The organism is Bacteroides sp. BFG-606 (genome assembly GCF_024788145.1).
Classification (GTDB): domain Bacteria; phylum Bacteroidota; class Bacteroidia; order Bacteroidales; family Bacteroidaceae; genus Bacteroides; species Bacteroides vicugnae.
Map to the genome: position 1 here is coordinate 4016574 of NZ_JANUIL010000001.1, position 16117 is coordinate 4032690.

Annotated in this window: 13 protein-coding genes, 1 tRNA gene and 1 pseudogene; 7 read left to right on the plus strand and 8 right to left on the minus strand. The window is 40.1% G+C overall.

What is annotated here, in order from left to right:
• Nucleotides 1–62 precede the first annotated feature (62 nt).
• The 3 genes and pseudogenes from rpmI to NXV01_RS15020 all read left to right on the plus strand — a co-directional run bounded on the left by rpmI (nt 63) and on the right by NXV01_RS15020 (nt 1843).
• Nucleotides 63–259 (plus strand): annotated as a pseudogene (gene rpmI / locus NXV01_RS15010) (50S ribosomal protein L35).
• A 98-nt stretch (nt 260–357) separates the two neighbouring features.
• A complete protein-coding gene (rplT, locus tag NXV01_RS15015) occupies nt 358–708 on the plus strand; it encodes a 50S ribosomal protein L20 (protein WP_004297540.1) in 351 nt (116 codons plus the stop codon).
• Between the two features lie 358 nt (nt 709–1066).
• Entirely contained in the window at nt 1067–1843 is a 777-nt protein-coding gene (locus NXV01_RS15020) for an EFR1 family ferrodoxin (protein WP_259022780.1), read from the plus strand.
• On the opposite strand, the gene xpt is transcribed toward NXV01_RS15020, so the two are convergent.
• The 7 genes from xpt to NXV01_RS15055 form a co-directional block, all read right to left on the minus strand.
• Entirely contained in the window at nt 1830–2402 is a 573-nt protein-coding gene (gene xpt, locus NXV01_RS15025) for a xanthine phosphoribosyltransferase (RefSeq protein ID WP_008999223.1), read from the minus strand. The genes NXV01_RS15020 and xpt overlap by 14 nt on opposite strands.
• Before the next feature lie 89 nt (nt 2403–2491).
• The gene (locus tag NXV01_RS15030; RefSeq protein ID WP_148366349.1) at nt 2492–3799 is read right to left on the minus strand and encodes a phenylacetate--CoA ligase; all 1308 of its coding nucleotides are present in this window, start codon (nt 3797–3799) and stop codon (nt 2492–2494) included.
• A gap of 14 nt (nt 3800–3813) precedes the next feature.
• Complete coding sequence (locus NXV01_RS15035; protein ID WP_195358988.1) at nt 3814–4395, minus strand: indolepyruvate oxidoreductase subunit beta; 582 nt, start codon at nt 4393–4395, stop codon at nt 3814–3816.
• A gap of 3 nt (nt 4396–4398) precedes the next feature.
• Nucleotides 4399–5991 (minus strand): thiamine pyrophosphate-dependent enzyme, encoded by a 1593-nt coding sequence (locus tag NXV01_RS15040; RefSeq protein ID WP_259022781.1) that lies wholly within the window; start codon nt 5989–5991, stop codon nt 4399–4401.
• Between the two features lie 83 nt (nt 5992–6074).
• Nucleotides 6075–7112, minus strand: coding sequence for an endolytic transglycosylase MltG (gene mltG / locus NXV01_RS15045; protein WP_074637065.1), 1038 nt, complete (start codon nt 7110–7112; stop codon nt 6075–6077).
• 412 nt (nt 7113–7524) lie between these two features.
• Nucleotides 7525–8403 carry a DNA/RNA non-specific endonuclease gene (locus NXV01_RS15050; RefSeq protein WP_259022782.1) on the minus strand — a complete coding sequence of 293 codons (879 nt, stop codon included), beginning with the start codon at nt 8401–8403 and terminating at the stop codon, nt 7525–7527.
• Between the two features lie 27 nt (nt 8404–8430).
• Nucleotides 8431–9012 (minus strand): epoxyqueuosine reductase QueH, encoded by a 582-nt coding sequence (locus tag NXV01_RS15055; protein ID WP_259022784.1) that lies wholly within the window; start codon nt 9010–9012, stop codon nt 8431–8433.
• A 104-nt stretch (nt 9013–9116) separates the two neighbouring features.
• Here NXV01_RS15055 and NXV01_RS15060 point away from each other — a divergent pair, with 104 nt between their 5' ends.
• Both NXV01_RS15060 and NXV01_RS15065 read left to right on the plus strand, forming a co-directional pair.
• Nucleotides 9117–11159, plus strand: coding sequence for a toxin-antitoxin system YwqK family antitoxin (locus NXV01_RS15060; protein ID WP_259011448.1), 2043 nt, complete (start codon nt 9117–9119; stop codon nt 11157–11159).
• A gap of 108 nt (nt 11160–11267) precedes the next feature.
• Nucleotides 11268–11340, plus strand: a tRNA-Thr gene (locus NXV01_RS15065).
• Nucleotides 11341–11557: 217 nt separating this feature from the next.
• On the opposite strand, the gene NXV01_RS15070 is transcribed toward NXV01_RS15065, so the two are convergent.
• Entirely contained in the window at nt 11558–12766 is a 1209-nt protein-coding gene (locus NXV01_RS15070) for an ROK family transcriptional regulator (protein ID WP_074559553.1), read from the minus strand.
• A 334-nt stretch (nt 12767–13100) separates the two neighbouring features.
• Between NXV01_RS15070 and NXV01_RS15075 the strand changes: the two genes are divergently transcribed.
• Nucleotides 13101–14975, plus strand: coding sequence for an FAD-dependent oxidoreductase (locus tag NXV01_RS15075; protein WP_259022785.1), 1875 nt, complete (start codon nt 13101–13103; stop codon nt 14973–14975).
• A gap of 44 nt (nt 14976–15019) precedes the next feature.
• Entirely contained in the window at nt 15020–16117 is a 1098-nt protein-coding gene (locus NXV01_RS15080; RefSeq protein ID WP_259022786.1) for a DUF4434 domain-containing protein, read from the plus strand.

Here is a 16117-nt window from a genome sequence, read left to right on the forward strand (position 1 = left end):
ATGCGTAACGCGCAGGTATAGTGCGTTGCCATTATATATTTAATAATTTAAAAACAAGTAAGATGCCAAAGATGAAGACTAACTCCGGTTCTAAAAAAGGTTTACCCTTACCGGAACAGGTAAAATCAAAAGAAAGCACGCTTTTCACAGTCACATTTTGACTAAGAAATCCAAGAAGAGAAAAAGAAATCTGTGCTACTCTACAACTGTTGATACAACAAATGTAAGCCAGGTTAAGGAACTCTTAGCAATGAAGTAATCAAAAGCGTAAAAGTATTATTAAAGTATTAACCGAATGCATTAGCCTGAAGTTCGCTGCGTGAAGTAGCGGCGCTAACATTCAAAAAAAGTAAAACTATGCCAAGATCAGTAAATCATGTTGCTTCAAAAGCAAGAAGAAAGAAAATTTTGAAATTGACCAGAGGTTACTTTGGTGCAAGAAAGAATGTATGGACCGTAGCTAAAAACACTTGGGAAAAGGGTTTGACTTACGCGTTCCGTGACCGTAGAAATAAGAAAAGAAACTTCCGCGCTCTTTGGATACAACGTATCAACGCTGCTGCACGTCTTGAAGGAATGTCTTATTCTAAATTGATGGGCGGTCTGCACAAAGCCGGTATTGAAATAAACCGTAAGGTTTTGGCTGATTTAGCTATGAATCACCCGGAAGCTTTCAAAGCTGTAGTTGCTAAGGCTAAAGCTGCTTAAGCATCAATAGTTTACGAGTTACAAAGTGTCAGTTACTAAGCCAGTAACTGACACTTTTCTTTTGTTAGGCGGATAAAAGGGAGTGAAAAAAATGTTAGTAGGTAAACAAATTCCTTTTTTTTCTTGTTAGTCTCATAGATTCTTATTACATTTGTGATACAAAAATATTAGCCGTATCGACTGGATCGGGAAACTCTTCAAATTAATCTGATGCACCGAGAAAGCTTCGTTCTTCAATGGCGGGCCACATCCTTCGGGACAGCTTTAAGCCGGTGGATTACAAAGAGGGCGAGCGCTCAAATCTTGTTCTATCAGAGTTTCATCACATCGTCGATGCGGCTTTTTTATATACTTTTCTATGATATTTTATTTCTCCGGTACAGGTAATTCTAAGTGGATTGCAAATCAGCTTTCCAAAGAGCAAAAAGAAGAGTTGGTTTTTATTCCCGATGCGCTAAAGAATGGAGCATTGGAGTTTAGTTTGCAGGCAGATGAAAAGATCGGCTTTGTATTTCCTATCTATTCGTGGGGACCTCCTGAAATTGTATTGAACTTTGTTCGACAACTTTCTTTAAAGGGATATAAAGGACAATATTTGTTTTTTGTTTGTTCCTGTGGTGATGATACCGGGCTTACCCAGCAAGTGCTGGCGAAGGCATTGAAGAATAAAGGTTGGGAATGTCACGCTGGTTTTTCGGTGACTATGCCTAATAATTATGTCTTGCTTCCCGGTTTTGACGTGGATAATAAAGAGTTGGAAGAGAAAAAACTAGCGGAGGCTGTTTCGACTGTCAGTAAAATAAATGCTTTGATAAGTAAGAGGGAAGAGATGTTTCTCTGTCATGAAGGGAGTATGCCTTTTATCAAGACGAGGATTATAAATCCGTTGTTTAATCGTTTTCAGATGTCTTCCAAGCATTTTTATGCTACCGATGCTTGTATTGGGTGCAAGCGTTGTGAGAAGATTTGTCCGGTGGAGAATGTTAAAGTTGTGGACGGAAGGCCTGTTTGGGGAATGGATTGCACCTCATGCCTGGCATGTTATCATGTTTGTCCGCAGCATGCGGTGCAATATGGAAAAAGGACGAAAGATAAGGGGCAGTATTTCAACCCCAATCAATCTACTCGTCTTTGATTTTAATACAGCAGTTGGATAAGTCTTCAATGATGGCCAGACTTTCTACTCTGACACCTTGTTCCTCGAGCATTTTACGGCCATTTTGGAAGGCTTTTTCAATAATGAAGCCCATTCCTACCAGATTTGCTCCGGATTGCTTGATGAGGTCAATAATGCCCAATGCGGCATTTCCATATGCGAGAAAGTCATCCACGAAAAGAACATTGTCGTTCGGAGTGAGAAAATCTGCACTGATAACGACTTCATAATCACGGTCTTTGGTGAATGAGTGCACGGTAGTGCTTAGTGCATTCTGGATGGTTTTAGGAGACTTTTTCTTTGCAAATACAACAGGTAAATCCATCAGGTAGCCTGTCATGATAGCAGGGGCGATGCCGCTGGCTTCGATCGTCATAATCTTATTTACGTTTGTGGCTGCAAAACGGCGGACAAACTCAACTCCGATTGATTTCATCAGGACAGGGTCCATTTGATGATTAATAAAACCGTCTACTTTCAGGATACCTCCTTCGTAGCACTTTCCGTCTTGCAGAATTCTTTTTTTAAGTAATTGCATGCTGTATGATATTAATTAAATAATGTGCTAATATTCCATTCCGCATGGTGAACAGCGGTTGGTATATTAGCACATGGAATTTTGAATCGTTACTTGTTGTCTCTTAAGTCTTTCACTCGGACGGCTTTTCCTTCGCTTTGTGGGAGAGAGCCTTTTTTTACCAGTTTAACTTTGGGAGTCACCAATATTTCATCCTTTAATTGGCGGGTTATATCCTTGCGGATCTTCTCCAGTTCAATATAATTGTCAGTGGAAAGGTCGCTTAATTCTACTTCGACGATCATCTCGTCTTGGTTGTTGACCGTTTCCAGTGTAATCAGGTAATTGCTGCCTAATTCGGGGAATTGTACGAGTATCTTTTCTACCTGCATCGGGAAGATATTTACTCCCTTGATAATGAACATATCATCACTGCGTCCCTTGATACGGTCGATACGGATATGCGTGCGGCCGCAGGGGCATTTCCCCGGAAGAATACGGGTTAAGTCGCGGGTGCGATAGCGGATTAACGGCATCATCTCACGGTCGAGAGTTGTAAGCACTAATTCTCCGATTTCTCCTTCCTGAACGGGTTCTCCTGTTTCAGGATCGATAATTTCTACCAGATAACAGTCTTCCCAGAAGTGCATTCCGTTTTGTTCCTGACATTCGAAAGCAACGCCGGGGCCGTTCATTTCTGTCATACCGAAGCTGTTGTATGCTTTTACGCCCAGCATCTTTTCTATTTTCCGGCGTTGTTCGTCGGTGTGAGGTTCGGCACCGATAACCAGCGTTTTCAGTGTGGTTCCTTTGGGATCAAGTCCTTCTTCCTGAAAGACTTCGGCAAGGCGGATGGCATAGCTGGGGATAGCATGTAAAGCGGTAGTCTTAAAGTCGTTGATGAATTTAATCTGTCGTTTACTGTTTCCTGCTGCAGCGGGAACTGTCAGGCAGCCCAGGCGTTCTGCACCGTATTGGAAGCCTAACCCCCCTGTAAACATACCATATCCGGAGCTGTTTTGGAAGACGTCGGTCTTGCGTATTCCTACTGCGTATAGGCAACGGGCTACCAGGTTGGCCCAGGAGTCGAGATCGTGCTGTGAGTGAACAATAACTGTCGGGTTTCCGGTAGTACCACTGGAAGAGTGAATACGTACACCATCATTGCTCATATCACCTGCTACCAGCCCGAAAGGATAGTGGGCACGCATATCGGCTTTGGTAGTAAAGGGCAATTTGCGGATATCGTCTAATGATTGTATGCTATCTGCTGTGATGCCATGTTTGCTGAAAACTTCTTTGTAATATGGGGAGTTCGCAGCTATATTGATTGTTTTCTTGAGCCGTCGAAGTTGTAATTCCTGCAACTTCTCCCGGCTCATGGTTTCTAGTTCTTCTTCCCAGTATTGTGTACTCATGATAATGTCTGTTATTACATTAGCTTTTCTGCAATTTCCTTGCCGGCGGCCAATGCTTTAAGATTCATTTCTACAATTGCTTCTCCCTTGCGCTGGAAGATTTCCCGGATGCTGTCTTGCACTTTCTCGTAATTGATGCCGAGGAATGGAATCGTTGCTCCCAATAAGACAATGTTGGCAACACGGGCGGAGCCTACTTCTTTGGCTACTTTGTCTACGTTCAACACAATTTTGTGAGGCAGCTTATTGATTTCTGCCATTACTTTGTCTGCTTCCGGATAATTGGGGATATTGACAAACGGAGTTTCGTTAGTCACCAACCAACCGTTAGGGCTAAGATAGGGGAGGTAGCGCAATCCTTCCATGGGTTCCAATGAAATAATAAGGTCGCATTTACCTGATGGGATCAAGTCTGAAGCAATCGGCTGGTCGCTGATACGGAGGTTGGATTGAACATCTCCTCCGCGTTGGCTCATTCCGTGCACTTCTGCTTGTTTCATATATAATCCTTCTTTCAAGGCAGCTTTGCCGATCACTGTAGCAATAGACAGAATTCCCTGTCCACCGACTCCTGATAATATAATGTCTTTCTTCATGGCTTACTTACTTCTTTTTTTGCGTGCTAATGTTTGGATACACTCTCTGCGTGGAATAATGACAGATACACCGCGATATTCGATTTCTTCGCGAATGATTTGCTTCATCTCCTCATAGTTTTTCTTCAGCGGAGTAACGACGCGGATATGAGCCGGATCTACTCCGATACCTGCACAGATCGCTTCGATACGTCCGGTTCCGGCAGAGTCCTGTCCGCCTGTCATGGCGGTAGTTTCATTGTCGGAGATGACGATGGTTACACTGGCATTCTCGTTCACACAATCTAATAGTCCGGTCATTCCGGAATGGGTGAATGTGGAGTCTCCGATGACAGCTACAGCCGGGAAAAGACCTCCGTCAGCCGCACCTTTTGCCATCGTGATGGAGGCGCCCATGTCTACGCATGAGTTGATTGCATTGAAAGGAGCATTCGCACCTAGCGTGTAACAGCCGATGTCGCTGAATACTTTATGAGATGGGTATTCTTCTTTCAGAACTTCGGTTAATGTGATATACATATCGCGATGTCCGCAACCTTCGCAAAGTGCAGGCGGACGCATTTCTACGACAGAAGGAATGCCGAATTCCGATTTATTCTCTTTGCCTACGGCGCGGGCTACAGAGTCCGGATTCAATTCTCCATCCTGTGACAGAGTGCCGTCCAAGCGTCCTTTTACTTTAACGCCGATGCCCAGATAACCTTTCAATTGTTTTTCTACAAATGGTTGTCCGTCTTCCAGAACGAGGATTTCGTCACAGGAGTCAATCAATTGATGTAATTGCTTTTTAGGCAATGGGTACTGGCCGATTTTAAGTACCGGATATTCGCAACCTTCAGGATAGTTTTCCATCAGATAATTGTAACCTATACCGCAAGCGATAATTCCTAACTTTTTGTTAGGACCATCTGTATATTTATTATAAGGTGATTCTTCCGAGGCTTTGATAAATTCGTCTTGGCGGGCAAGCAATACTTTGTAGCGTTTGCGGGCGTTTCCCGGTAACAAGATGAACTGACGGGGATCTTCGCTGAAAGAGATGCCATTCTGTGGTTTTTGTGCTTTGCGTTCTACTCCAGAGCGGGAGTGTGCAAGGCGGGTTACCATACGCATCAAGATAGGTTCGCCCAATTTTTCAGAGAATTCGAAGCCACTGTATACCATATCATACGCTTCCTGCTGATTGCTGGGTTCGTACATGGGGATCAGTGAGAAATCTCCGTAGAAACGGCTGTCTTGTTCGTTCTGCGAAGAGTGCATACTGGGGTCGTCTGCTGCTATCACCATCAATCCGCCTTTCACGCCTGTGACGGCAGAGTTGACAAAACAGTCGGCAGCTACATTCATACCTACGTGCTTCATACAAACTAATGCCCGTTTACCAACGAATGACATACCCAACGCAGCTTCCATCGCTGTTTTTTCATTGGCACACCAACGGTTGTGTATATTCTGTTCGGTCGTTATTGGGGCCATTTGAATATATTCCGTAATTTCAGTTGAAGGAGTACCAGGATAGGCATAAACACCAGAAAGTCCGGCATCCAGTGCAGCTTGTGCAATGGCTTCATCGCCAAGTAAGAGTTGCTTGCTCATATATATTTCTTTTATTTAGTGTTGATCACAGTTTGTTAATCTATCGGGCAAAGATAGGCTTTTCCGTTCGTTTTATTACAAATTTACTTGAAAATCTTTCTTTCATTCAGGGCTTTCCAGTATTTTCTTGCATTTGCCATGTGGTCGGCATAATTGGATGCAAAGTTGTGAGTTCCGGAAAAATCCTCTTTGGCGCACATGTAGATATAGTTATGTTTGGTATAGTTCAATACGCTGTCTATTCCCTTTTTAGAAGGGATACGGATGGGGCCTGGAGGCAGTCCGGTATTTATATAGGTGTTATAGGGGGAGTTGACTTTCAAATTCTCATTGGTGATTCGGCGCAGACCGAAATCCTGCAGTGCAAATTTGATGGTAGGATCTGCCTGCAGAGGCATATCTTGATGTAAACGGTTGATATACAATCCGGCTACCATTGGCTTTTCTTCATTGTTGTTGGTTTCTTCTTCGACGATGGAAGCAAGAGTGCTGACTTCTTCCGGTGTCATGCCGATGGCGGTGGCTTGTGCCAGACGTTCTTTGTTCCAGAAACGTTCGTGTTCATTCTTCATTCGTTTAAAGAAGTCGTCTACGCTCATGTCCCAATATACCTGATAGGTTTCAGGTATGAAAAGGCTGGGGAGTGTTATGGTTGTGTATCCCATTTGAGCCTGGAAAGTAGAGTCGAATAACTGGCTGGCGATTTCGGCAGAGTCTATCATGAGTTGTTTCCCAATGCTTCGTGCTAACCGGTCTAATGTCCGGACACTTCCGATAGTAAGGTTGACCGCTTCCTGATAACCTCTGGAAAAGCGGCTATATACATGATAGACATTGTCATTGGGGCGAATGGCATAACGTCCGGTATGGATATTCTGATCGAAATCTTTGTATTTTGCCATCCACCGGAATCCGGCGAACTTATTGACGTGCCCGAATTCTTTTATTTTATGGTAGATAGAATCGGCTGTATCATCCCGGTCTACATAAATATATACAGTTTTAGATGGATGAAATTGAGGAGCAAACAGATAGTAATAAAAGGTGCCTCCGGCAATTGCACAAAGGAGGAATGCTCCGATTAGAATGGATAATAGAATGTTTCTCTTTTTTCTCTTCATCTTTTGAGGTATATTTAAAAAGTTCGCCAAAGATAAAAAGAATTTGGATAGGATTGTTCTCTTTACATGATGAATCACAGGGCGGCCGCATCAAAAGTTTGTTTTCTTTTGGTGCGGTTTATGAAGCTGTTTCTTCATCTTGCGTTTCACCCTTCTTGATTTATCCGGATCTTTAGAGTATTTCCTTTTTTGTATAGTAACTCCATTAGTTCCATATATTGTGGGAATACTTTCCCACAATATAAAAGAATACTTTCCCATAATATGTGGGACTAATTGAATTACTTGATGATACCGTGTGAAACCGTTAGAATCGCTACGGCATCCCTTTATAATAAGGTGAAGGACTGTTGTAACAGAATACTATTGGCGTATGGAGATGAATTCGTTTCAGCTGAATGAGTTTTGCAAGTTAGTTCGGCCATAAGGAATAATTAGCGTCCGCTTCTATCCTGTTTTCTATTTCGTCGGGCAGGGGGGCAAAGAAATCCATATTAGTCAGGCTCTCGATGCTATCCACTGTGACTACATATGAAGATAGAGGTTCTACTGCCTGCTCGTTGTTGAATAAGAAGCCGATGGCCCGTATCGGTTTGACAAAAGGGGATAGGACTACTTTGAAAAACTGTTGAGGTACTACGACTTTATTTTTTCCAATCGTTTTAGGCTGTTTTTCAATAATAGGTCCACATATAATAATAATGGCACTATCTGCTATGGCCCAATTCCGGATTTTATCTTCCAGATTTTTCCACCCTCTTCTGTTTAACTGTGGATGTTGTGGACACATATTGCTGAAATAGAATGATTCCTTCATGGCTTCGGGGCTCCATTTCATATCTGCTGCAGGAGCCATGTGGCCTTTATCATATCCTGAACGGGTGTAGTCGGCATTCGTGGCAATCGGACCTGTCACTAATGGATCGGCAATGAAACGATTGCCTCTTTTTTCTTTTCCTCTGGTTTCTTCCCGGGTTAATTCGTAAGAGACCCAGTTGGGGATCTTTAAATCTTTGTTATATGATACGGTATATCCGCTATGCCGGATGATTTGTTCTTGCCGGGGAGCTAATGATATGGGTGTCTCCAGATCTTTGCCAAGTGGAATTTGAAGGGAAGCATCGGTTTGCAGTTCATTATTTTTCTGGATATTAATCTGTTGGCAATACAAATAGACGCCAAAAAGAATAGGAATGAGCACAATGATGGCGATGATACATCCTAACTTGTTATTGGAATGTAATTTCTTTTTGAATAGCTTTCTGTTTTTACCTTTTTTACTTCGATTCATTGGTTAGCTGCTGATGTCGGGTTCGTTTTATTCTTCTTTTCTCATGCTGAATTCGCAACCGCAATATTGTTGGTTGTAGAAGTTATACTCTTTAATGATGGCAATGCGTCGTTCACTAAGTCCGCCTTTCCGCCAATTCTGCTCCCAGTATGTGACATCCGGGTATGAAGCAGTGGCATATTGTCCGGCTTCATTAATCTGCTCCAGACTTTTCCAACGACTGGAAGCAAGCGTTGTGGTTATTACGGAAAAGCCATGTTCGTGTGCATAACGGGCGGTCTCCAATAAGCGTAGTTTAAAGCAACGTAGGCAGCGTCCTCCTCTTTCGGGTTCCTGCTCCATTCCTGCTATATGACATCGCCAGTTTTCATGATCGTAATCAGCATCTATTATCTCCAATCCCAATGATTGGGCATAGCGTGTACATTCGTTTTTTCTTATCATATACTCTTCCAGCGGATAGATATTAGGATTGCAATAATAGATAACAGGGGTAATGTGATGTTGCATCATACATTCAATAATGGCTGATGAACAAGGAGCGCAACAGGTATGAAGTAAGACCTTATCGGCTCCTCCCGGAACTTCGAGTTGGAATTTCTTTTTCATGCGGTAAAGTTAGTACATATTTACGATACGAGTCAATGGTTTATGTTTTATTCAGAATAGTTTTTTTTGTATATTTGTCCATTCAAGTTTATAACAACTCAATAATGGATGAATTAAATTGCGGGCAAGAAGAGCAATATGCAGGCCCGGAGAAGAAAAAAAGTACCTCGAAAATAGTGAAGAGAACTTTAGTTGTGGCTGCATTGGCTTTGGCGGTATATGTTGTATATTCCGTGGTTTATTTATTTGTCTCGCCTGATCGGAATATTCAGCAGATCTATCTGGTTCCGGAAGATGCGGCATTTATTATTCAGTCATCGGCTCCGATTGAAGATTGGGAGAAGTTTAGTGGAAGCGAGACGTGGCAATGCCTGAAGAAAGCGAAATCTTTTGAGGAGGTGACGCAAAGTGTGGAGAAGCTGGATTCCGTTGTCAAAAGCAATAAGGTATTATTGTCGCTTGTTGGTGAGCGGGATATGCTTATTTCGCTCCATAAGACTCGTCCCACTAATTGGGATTTTCTACTTATCCTGGATATGCAGAAGACATCAAAGATGGACTTATTGAAAGACCAGGTTGAAACCGTATTGGTTATGAGTGGTTTTACTGTGACTAACCGGATGCATAATGGTATTAATATCCTTGAAATGCGCGATCCCGAGACGAGGGATATTTTCTATATTGCTTTTGTCGATAATCATTTGGTCGGTTCTTATACATCCGGACTTGTCGAGTCGGCTATTGATTCTCGTAATAAACCTAAAATCGGGCTTGATCAGTCTTTTATTGAAACAGAGAAGTTGGTTTCCGGTAAGGGGCTTGTCAGGGTCTTTATCAATTATGCGCGTGTACCTCAATTTATGTCTATTTATTTAGGTACAAGAAATGAGTATATCGATCTGTTTAGCAATTCCATGAATTTTGCGGGACTTTATTTAAATATGAATAAGGAAAGGATGGAGGTGAAAGGATATACGTTGAAAAAAGATTCTGCCGATCCTTATGTCACTGCTTTGTTGAATTCGGGAAAACATAAAATGAAAGCGCATGAGATTCTGTCCGGGCGGACAGCTCTTTATACGAATATAGGTTTCAATAGTCCGGTAACTTTTGTAAAGGAATTGGAGAATGCACTGTCGGTTCACAATAAACAGCTGTATGATTCTTATCAAAGTTCCCGGAAAAAGATAGAAGGGCTATTCGGTATATCTTTGGAAGAAAACTTCTTGAGTTGGATGTCAGGAGAGTTTGCTATTACGCAATCCGAACCAGGTTTGTTAGGGCATGATCCCGAACTGATTCTGGCTATCAGGGCTAAAAGTATTAAAGATGCCCGTAAGAACATGGAATTCATTGAAAAGAAGATTAAGCGACGTACTCCGGTTAAGATTAAGACTGCTAATTATAAGGATTTCGAGATTAATTATATCGAGATGAAAGGCTTTTTCCGCTTGTTCTTTGGGAAGCTATTTGATAAATTTGAGAAGCCATACTATACTTATGTTGACGATTATGTCGTTTTTAGTAATAAAGCTGCTTCTTTACTTTCCTTTGTAGAAGATTACGAGCAGAAGAATTTATTGAAAAATAATCCGGGTTTTGAAAATGCACTGTCATATTTAAAATCAAGTTCTACTATTTTCTTATATACAGATGTGCGCAAGTTTTATTCCCAGTTGAAACCGATGATGAATCCTGCCACATGGAATGAAATACAATCAAACAAAGACGTTTTGTATTCATTCCCTTACTGGACTATGCAGATTATAGGAGAGGATCACTCGGCTTCTTTGCAGTATGTGATGGATTATAGCCCATATCAACCGGAAGAGGTTGCCGTTGCTATTGCTACTGATGAAGATGATAAGGAAATGAACGAAGATGCTGAAACCGAGAAAGAGCAGATGAGCGAACTGAAACGTTTCTATGTCGAAAAGTTTGAAGGGAATGTGTTGCGGGAGTTCTATCCGGAAGGCGCATTGAAGAGTGAAGCGGAAGTAAAAGAAGGGAAACGTCACGGCCGTTACCGTGAATATTATGAAGATGGTACCTTGAAACTTCGTGGAAAGTATGCAAATAATAAACCGAAAGGTACATGGAAATATTATACCGAGGACGGGAAATTTGAGCGCAAAGAAAAGTTTTAGATTACGTCAACAAAAGTTGATTTAAAAAATAAGCTCAAAAAATAATCGGATTCTTTTTGTTTTCTCAAATAAAGCTGTAATTTTGCACGCCGTAAACGAGAGACAAACGCCGCTATAGCTCAGTTGGTAGAGCAACGCATTCGTAACGCGTAGGTCGCCAGTTCAAGTCTGGCTAGCGGCTCTCAAATTAGAACGCTGATTATTAACTAATAATCAGCGTTCTAATTTTTATAAAATATCCAATTTCCTATGAAAGGAAAATTCAGTGTATGTAATAGATGTGAAATATAAAAATGTAATCTATGTTGAGTCGTATTATTGTTTTAGTAGTTGCCGGAGTGGCAGTAGTCTATATCGTTCGCTTTATAGATAACTTTTTCTCCCAGCGTAGAAGATAATCAGCTTTCAAACATTCTGCTGCGTGCTAGCATACAAGCGCCAACAATGCCAGCTTTATCTTTCAATTTGGATGTTATAATGGCTGAATCCTTATTCACCAGATTGAGTGAGTATTTGCGTACGGCTGTTTTTATGGGCTGGGTGATATAATCGCCGGTCAGAGATAAAGTTCCCCCTATAATTACCAGTTCCGGGTTGAAGATGTTGATTAGTCCGGCAATCTGTTTTCCCAGTTTCTGCCCGATTTCTTCTACGATTTCAATGCAAAGCAAGTCTTCTTTATTCACGGCAGCAATTATCTCATCAAGAGTGATCGGATTTTCTTCTGTGGCGACTCGAGTCGATAGTATGGAGCTTTCCCCGTTCTGAATACGTTCCAATAAAATACGGTGCAGTGCTGAACCGGAGGCTTCTGTCTCCAGGCATCCTTTTTTGCCGCAATGGCAGATTATTTCATTATCATAAGCGCTCATGTGTCCAAACTCACCGGAGAAACCGGATTTTCCAGTATAGATCTTCCCGTCAATAATAATTCCGATCCCTACTCCCCAGCTTACATTTACAAAAATGATATCTTTTTCTCCTTTTACACAGCCTTGCATATATTCTCCATAGGTCATGGCACGCGTATCATTGTCAACAGTCACTTTATATCCTAATTTTTCGGATAATACATCTGCTAATGGTCTCTCCTCAAAATTAAACTGGCTGAAGCTATATCCTGATTCAGGATTTACACGACCCGATACATTTACATTAATATTTAAGATCTTCTCTTTATTAATAGTGAGTTTCTTTATAAAATTGAGAATATGTTTGCATAACTCATTCATCCCTTCAATTGAGTTCTCAAATTTATAAGGTATATTCATTTTCAGTTCCACCATATCGCCTTTAAAATTTATCAGGCCGATATTGACAGCGAATCTTTTAATGTCTACACCTAAAAAGTAACCGGATTCGGGATTAAGTCCATAAAGGTTTGGATGGCGTCCGCCGCTAGTTTCCAATTTTCCATAATCATTAATATATCCGTCATCACACATTTCGCCAATAAATTTGGTGACAGTTGGTACACTTAAATCCAGCTCTTTTGAAAGATCGGGAATTGTAGAACTGCCATTATATATATAATGTGTAATAATTCTCTTTTTGACGAGAGCGCTTTTAGAGCCCTTTTCTATTTCTTTCAAGAATTGTTGGTTCATAACTATGCTTATTTGGTAATTCACACAAAGATAATTAATTTTTTTATTAATTTACGGTTTTAGAACCTTGAAAATTAGAATATCTTGGATGTTATACTATATATATGTTATCTAATGAGTTTATATACAGGATAATATAAGGGTGATCGATTATGGGTATAATAAATGGAATATGATGATTGGTGAATTAATTACCCCTTCTATTAATTAATTATGCTATCAATAATGTTTTTATTAATAAAATATTTTATTATCTATTGTTTATTTAATAAATATAGCTATATTTGTGCCGTGATATTATTAATAAAAGTCTGTATCCTTAAATGAATTAAATATGAGAAACTATTTTCTAACTCTATATTTGTTAATAGCCTTATGTTTCATGGCATGTTCTCATTTGGATGATTCTGTTGATGTGTTGATTGTTGGTGGAGGTGCTAGTGGGGTGACCGCTGGTATTCAATCTGCTCGAATGGGAACTAAGACATTAATAGTGGAAGAAACAGATTGGTTGGGTGGAATGCTAACTTCTGCGGGTGTAAGTGCTGTTGATGGAAATTATGATTTACCAGCTGGCTTATTTGGTGAGTTTCGTGGACATTTGGTTGATTATTACGGAGGGCTTGATTCCTTAAAAACCGGTTGGGTTAGTGCGGTACTATTTGAACCTTCTGTTGGAAATAAAATTTTCCATGAAATGGTTGGTGCAGAGAAAAAACTAAAAGTATGGCATAATACTACTCTGGTAAAATTGGAAAGAAAAGATGATTCTTGGATTGCTCAAATTCAGATGAAGGATAATACGATTAAAGAAGTATGCGCTAAAATTTTGATTGATGGTACTGAATTGGGTGATATAGCAAAAATGTGCGGTGTGAAATATAATATCGGCATGGAAAGCCGTCATGATACTAAAGAAGATATTGCCCCGGAAGAGAAAAATAATATAGTCCAGGATATTACATACGTTGCAACCTTGAAAGATTACGGTAAGGATGTGACGATTCCTTGTCCTGAAGGATACAATAAAGATGAATTTGCTTGTGCATGCGCCAGTCCTGTTTGTATCATACCTAAAGAACCGGATCGTGTATGGTCTAAGGAAATGATGATAACATATGGGAAGCTTCCTAATAATAAGTATATGATAAATTGGCCGATAGAAGGCAATGATTATTATGTTAACCTGATTGAAATGACTCGCGAGGAACGTGAAGAAGCATTGAAATATGCCAAGCATTATACAATGTGCTTTGTTTATTTCCTGCAACATGAGTTAGGCTTTAATACATTGGGATTGGCTGATGATGAATATCCTACGGCCGACAAACTGCCATTTATTCCTTATCATAGGGAGTCAAGAAGAATCCATGGATTGGTTCGTTTTAATTTAAATCATGTTTGTGAGCCGTTCAACCAGTCTCAACCACTTTATCGCACTTGCATTGCTGTTGGAAATTATCCAGTAGATCATCATCATACCCGTTATCATGGATATGAAGAATTGCCTAATCTCTATTTTCATCCGGTACCTTCGTATGGATTGCCTTTAGGAACTCTGATTCCAAAAGATGTTGAAGGTTTGATTGTTGCTGAAAAATCAATATCCGTTTCCAATATAATTAATGGTACCACTCGCTTGCAACCTATGGTAATGCAGATTGGACAGGCAGCGGGAGCATTGGCAGCTCTTGCAGTGAAAGAAAATAAGAATATTAGTGAAGTGTCTGTTCGGGAAGTGCAAAATGCAATTTTGGATGCGAAAGGATATTTATTACCTTATTTAGATGTTGCAATGGATCATCCAATGTTTAAATCATTACAGCGTGTAGGTTCTACAGGAATTTTAAAAGGTATAGGTAAAAGTGTTGACTGGGCAAATCAAACGTGGTTTAGAGCAGATACTTTGTTATTGGCAAATGAGTTGGAAGGGCTAAGAGATGTGTATCCCTTTGTTGATAAGCAAAATTTTGAAGGTAATAATACCATATCAATTCAGAAAGCGGTAGAGATGATAGAAGGGATTGCTGAAAAAGAAAGTATTGAGTTGAAGAAGGGTAGGATTGAAGAAATCTGGAGTGAATTTGGCTTGAAAGATTTAGATATGAATCGAAATATTCTACGGGGTGAAATGGCTATTTTGATAGATCAGATATTAGATCCTTTCAATAATAAAAAAATAGATATTACAGGACAGTATATTCAATAGGTAATAAAAATATAAATGTTAACAGCTGTTTTAATTAAACTAATATGAAAACATTAGATCGAAGAAATTTTCTAAAAAAAGCCACATTGGCTGGTGCGTCGGCTTTGGCTGTGCCAACATTGTTTGAATCTTGTACTTCAAAAGCTAATGCTAGTACAATAGTGGCAACCGATGGTCTGGAAAGTAAACTCATTGTTCCTAAAAACAATGGATTAAAAATTACCGGAACTTTTCTGGATGAGATATCGCATGACATTCCACATCAGAATTGGGGTGAGAAAGAATGGGACCTAGATTTTCAACACATGAAGAATATAGGAATTGATACGGTAATAATGATCCGTTCGGGCTATCGTAAATTTGTAACTTTCCCTTCTCCTTATTTGCTGAAAAAAGGTTGCTATATGCCTTCTGTTGATTTGGTGGATATGTTTTTGCGTTTAGCTGAAAAGTATGGAATGAAATTCTATTTTGGATTATATGATTCGGGTAAATACTGGGACACAGGAGATATGACCTGGGAAGTAGAAGATAATAAATATGTGATTGATGAGGTTTGGAAAAACTATGGTTCCAAGTATAAAAGTTTTGGTGGATGGTACATCAGTGGTGAAATTAGTCGGGCAACGAAAGGTGCGATTGGTGCTTTTCATGCATTAGGTAAACAATGTAAAGATGTATCCAATGGATTGCCTACTTTTATATCTCCTTGGATCGATGGCAAAAAAGCAATAATGGGAACGACAAAGATGACTAAGGAAGATGCCGTTTCTGTACAACAACACGAAAAAGAGTGGGATGAAATTTTTGATGGAATTCATGAGGTGGTAGACGCATGCGCTTTTCAAGATGGTCATATTGATTATGATGAACTGGATGCCTTCTTTTCTGTCAATAAAAAGTTAGCAGATAAGTATGGTATGCAATGTTGGACAAATGCCGAATCTTTTGACCGTGATATGCCTATTCGTTTTCTACCCATTAAGTTCGATAAACTTCGGATGAAATTGGAAGCGGCAAAACGTGCTGGATATGATAAGGCTATCACCTTCGAATTTTCTCATTTTATGAGTCCGCAATCAGCTTATTTGCAAGCGGGGCATTTATATGACAGATATAAAGAATATTTTGAAATAAAATAA

Excerpts from the sequence above, each read along its gene's own strand:
- NXV01_RS15035 (WP_195358988.1), bottom strand. The coding sequence starts at position 4,395 with ATGAAGAAAGACATTATATTATCAGGAGTCGGTGGACAGGGAATTCTG.
- NXV01_RS15080 (WP_259022786.1), top strand. The coding sequence starts at position 15,020 with ATGAAAACATTAGATCGAAGAAATTTTCTAAAAAAAGCCACATTGGCT.
- NXV01_RS15070 (WP_074559553.1), bottom strand. The coding sequence starts at position 12,766 with ATGAACCAACAATTCTTGAAAGAAATAGAAAAGGGCTCTAAAAGCGCT.
- rplT (WP_004297540.1), top strand. The coding sequence starts at position 358 with ATGCCAAGATCAGTAAATCATGTTGCTTCAAAAGCAAGAAGAAAGAAA.
- NXV01_RS15075 (WP_259022785.1), top strand. The coding sequence starts at position 13,101 with ATGAGAAACTATTTTCTAACTCTATATTTGTTAATAGCCTTATGTTTC.
- NXV01_RS15030 (WP_148366349.1), bottom strand. The coding sequence starts at position 3,799 with ATGAGTACACAATACTGGGAAGAAGAACTAGAAACCATGAGCCGGGAG.
- NXV01_RS15040 (WP_259022781.1), bottom strand. The coding sequence starts at position 5,991 with ATGAGCAAGCAACTCTTACTTGGCGATGAAGCCATTGCACAAGCTGCA.
- NXV01_RS15060 (WP_259011448.1), top strand. The coding sequence starts at position 9,117 with ATGGATGAATTAAATTGCGGGCAAGAAGAGCAATATGCAGGCCCGGAG.
- mltG (WP_074637065.1), bottom strand. The coding sequence starts at position 7,112 with ATGAAGAGAAAAAAGAGAAACATTCTATTATCCATTCTAATCGGAGCA.
- NXV01_RS15055 (WP_259022784.1), bottom strand. The coding sequence starts at position 9,012 with ATGAAAAAGAAATTCCAACTCGAAGTTCCGGGAGGAGCCGATAAGGTC.
- NXV01_RS15020 (WP_259022780.1), top strand. The coding sequence starts at position 1,067 with ATGATATTTTATTTCTCCGGTACAGGTAATTCTAAGTGGATTGCAAAT.
- xpt (WP_008999223.1), bottom strand. The coding sequence starts at position 2,402 with ATGCAATTACTTAAAAAAAGAATTCTGCAAGACGGAAAGTGCTACGAA.
- NXV01_RS15050 (WP_259022782.1), bottom strand. The coding sequence starts at position 8,403 with ATGAATCGAAGTAAAAAAGGTAAAAACAGAAAGCTATTCAAAAAGAAA.